We start from the raw sequence: 3,619 nt of genomic DNA, 5'->3' as shown, positions 1-3,619 counted from the left end.
CCTTCTCAGGCGCCGCGCCGCAGCAGCCGCCGCTGCCGCAGGCCCCGGCGGGCGCGTCGCGCTCCGAGCCGAGGGTGAGCAGCACCACGTCGTACACGAAAAGGCCTCCTGCCTCCCGACGCGACCCCTGCCGGCCGCGCCGCCACTACTTGTTAGCCTGACACCCCGGGCTCGCCGACCGGTCGCCACCTGGCACCCGAGCCTTCTGGAGGCGAGAAGATGCCAGCGATCGTGCTGCTCGGTGCCCAGTGGGGCGACGAGGGCAAGGGCAAGGTTACCGACCTGCTGGGTGAGCGGGTCGACTACGTCGTGCGCTACTCCGGTGGCAACAACGCCGGCCACACGGTGATCACGCCGGACGGCCAGAAGTACGCGCTGCACCTGATGCCGTCGGGCGCGCTCTCCCCGAGCGCGATGATCGTCATCGGCAACGGCGTCGTGGTCGACCCGAAGGTGCTGCTGGCCGAGATCGACGGGCTCGCCGAGCGCGGGGTCGACGTCAGCCGGCTGCGGATCTCCGGCGACGCGCACCTGATCATGCCGCACCACCGGGCCCTGGACCGGGTGGTCGAGCGCTACCTCGGCAGCTCCCGGATCGGCACCACCGGCCGGGGCATCGGCCCGGCCTACGGTGACAAGGTCGCCCGGATGGGCATCCGGCTCCAGGACCTGCTCGACCCGGGCATCCTGCGCAAGAAGCTCGAACTGGCGCTGCGCGAGAAGAACCAGCTCCTGTTCAAGATCTACAACCGCAAGGCGATCGACGTCGACGAGACCGTCGAGGAATACCTGCGGTACGCGGAGCGACTCAAGCCGTACATCGCCGAGACCCGGGTGATGCTCTGGGACGCGCTGGACCGCGGCGAGACGGTCCTGCTGGAGGGCGCCCAGGCCACCATGCTCGACATGGACCACGGCACGTACCCCTTCGTGACCTCGTCGAACCCGACCGCCGGCGGGGCCTGCGTGGGCGCCGGCATCCCGCCGACGGCGATCAGCAAGGTGATCGCGGTCAGCAAGGCGTACACGACGCGGGTCGGCTCCGGGCCGTTCCCGACGGAGCTGTTCGACGACAACGGGCAGCACCTGCGCAAGGTGGGCCACGAGTACGGCACCACCACCGGCCGGGAGCGCCGCTGCGGCTGGTTCGACGCCGTCGTCGCCCGGTACGCCTGCCGCCTCAACGGCGTCACGGACCTGGTGGTCACCAAGCTCGACGTGCTCACCGGCCTGCCGAAGGTGCCGATCTGCGTCGGGTACGAGATCAACGGCGAGCGCTTCGACGACATGCCGATGACCCAGACCGACTTCCACCACGCGACTCCGATCTACGAGGAGCTCGACGGCTGGTGGGAGGACATCACCAAGGCGCGCACCGAGGACGAGCTCCCCGAGAACGCGCGCCGCTACATCGCCCGCATCGAGGAACTCTGCGGCACCCGCGTCAGCGTCGTGGGCGTGGGCCCGGGCCGCGAGGAAAACGTCCTCCGCCACCCCCTCCTCTAACCCCCCCGGCCCCCCACCCCCCTCCGAGTTGATCATGAAGTTATTGCTTCGACACGCCGACGCCGACGGCAACAACTTCATGATCAACCGGGTGGGATCGGGGGGCTGTCCACAGGGCGGGGCGGGTTATCCACAGGGGGTTTCGCCGGTCGCCGGATGCCGGGACAGTCGAGCGGTATGGGGACGGATCCGCTGGCAGTCGTACGCGCGATGGCTGGTGCGCGCGACGGCATCGTGACGCTTGCGCAGGCGCGTACGGCCGGGCTCACGGTGCACGACGTGCACCGGCTCTGTCGATCCGGTCGCTGGCGCGCGGTGATCCGTGGCGGCTACCTCGTCGACGCCGACTGCTACGACGGCATCCCTCGACGGGCGCGGATCAGGGCGGCTGTCGCATCCTTCGGTGCGCCTGCCGCAGCGGTCCTGACGACGGCCGCCGAACTGCACGGCATCGCGGGGCCCCGGTCGACACAGGCGATCCACCTGTCGATGCCCGGTCCGGTCGCGAGGCACTCCCGGCTGGCTCATCCCGAGGTGGTGGTGCACCAGTTGACAGTCGCGCCCGGTCAACTGGTCCGGCTCGACGGCATCGCCGTCACCTCGCCGCTGCGGACTGTCGCCGACCTGGTCCTGCGGGAAGACCGCTACACCGCGGTGTGCGTGCTGGACTCCGCGCTGAACCGGGGGCTCGTCACCGACGACGACCTGCTCGCCGTGTCGCGCCTGATCAGAGGTCGACGCGGTGCGGTGGCGGCGCGTTCTCATCTTGCGGAGGCGGACGGCCGGGCGCAGTCCCCGCTGGAGACGCGGACGAGATTACGTTGCGTCGACGGACGGGTGCCACCGGATGCCCTCCAACTCGAGGTGCGCGACGACGACGGCTACCTGCTCGGGATCGGGGATCTCGGCTGGCGGGGCCCGAGGGTGATCGCCGAGGCCGACGGGCGGGGTCCGCACGGCACCCCGGAGGCTGTCCACGCCGACCGCCGCCGCCAGAACCGCCTGGTCAATGCCGGCTGGACCATCCTCCGCTTCACCTGGGCCGACACCCTGCACCCCGCCTACGTCCCTGACACCGTTCGTCGGGCCATCGCCGCCGGGGAGGGGGTCAGTAGGATGCGGGTGTGCGCGTACTTCTTCTTGGTGGTGGGGGGCGGGAGCATGCGCTCGCGCTCGGGCTGGCTGCGGATCCGGCCGTCGAGCAGTTGGTCGCGGCGCCCGGTAATCCCGGCATTGCTCCGCTCGCCTCGTTGCGGAGCGTCGATCCGTGCGATCCGGCGGGCGTGGCCGCGTTGGCGGTGGAGACCGGGGCCGACCTGGTGGTGATCGGGCCGGAGGCGCCGCTGGTGGCCGGGGTCGCCGACGCCGTACGCGCCAAGGGGATCGCCGCCTTCGGGCCGTCCGGCGAGGCGGCCCGGCTGGAGGGGTCGAAGGCGTTCGCCAAGGACGTGATGACCGCTGCTGGCGTACCGACGGCCCGCGCGTACACCTGCACGGACGCGGAGAGCACCGCCAGGGCGCTGGACGAGTTCGGCGCGCCGTACGTGGTGAAGAACGACGGGCTTGCCGCCGGCAAGGGTGTCGTGGTGACCGACGACCGCGCCGCCGCGCTGCGGCACGCCGAGGAGTGCGGCCGGGTCGTCGTCGAGGAATACCTGGCCGGCCCGGAGGTCTCCCTCTTCGTGGTCACCGACGGCGAGGCGGCGGTGCCGCTGCTGCCCGCGCAGGACTTCAAGCGGATCGGCGACGGCGACACCGGCCCGAACACCGGCGGCATGGGGGCGTACGCGCCGCTGCCCTGGGCGCCGTCCGGCCTGGTCGACGAGGTCATGCGCGACGTCGTGCACCCGACCCTGGCGGAGATGGCCCGCCGGGGCACCCCGTTCGCGGGCCTGCTCTACGTCGGGCTGGCGATCACCGCCGACGGCCCCCGGGTGATCGAGTTCAACGCCCGCTTCGGTGACCCGGAGACGCAGGTGGTGCTCGCGCTGCTGGAGACGCCGCTGGCCGGGCTGCTGCACGCCGCCGCGACCGGCACGCTGGCCGGGCACCCACCGCTGCGTTGGCGCGACGGCGCCGCCGTCACGGTCGTGTACAAGCCGGCTGGCTCGCG

Annotated in this window: 2 protein-coding genes; both read left to right on the top strand. The window is 71.8% G+C overall.

The annotated features are described in order from the left end of the window. The first annotated feature begins 219 nt into the window (after positions 1-219). Positions 220-1,506: an adenylosuccinate synthase gene (locus AB0B91_RS64495; RefSeq protein ID WP_089002646.1), complete on the top strand. Its 1,287-nt coding sequence runs from the start codon at positions 220-222 to the stop codon at positions 1,504-1,506. A gap of 1,124 nt (positions 1,507-2,630) precedes the next feature. Continuing rightward, on the top strand, positions 2,631-3,619 hold a 989-nt coding region (gene purD, locus AB0B91_RS64490; RefSeq protein ID WP_358342889.1), incomplete at its 3' end, for a phosphoribosylamine--glycine ligase.

This window comes from Nonomuraea sp. NPDC049141 (assembly GCF_040648415.1).
Classification (GTDB): domain Bacteria; phylum Actinomycetota; class Actinomycetes; order Streptosporangiales; family Streptosporangiaceae; genus Nonomuraea.
Note: the sequence above shows the minus strand (reverse complement) of the source record. Positions and strands in the feature narration are given on the sequence as shown.

What these genes read in the sequence shown, in the direction of transcription:
- AB0B91_RS64495 (WP_089002646.1), top strand. Translation starts at nt 220, where the DNA reads ATGCCAGCGATCGTGCTGCTCGGTGCCCAGTGGGGCGACGAGGGCAAG.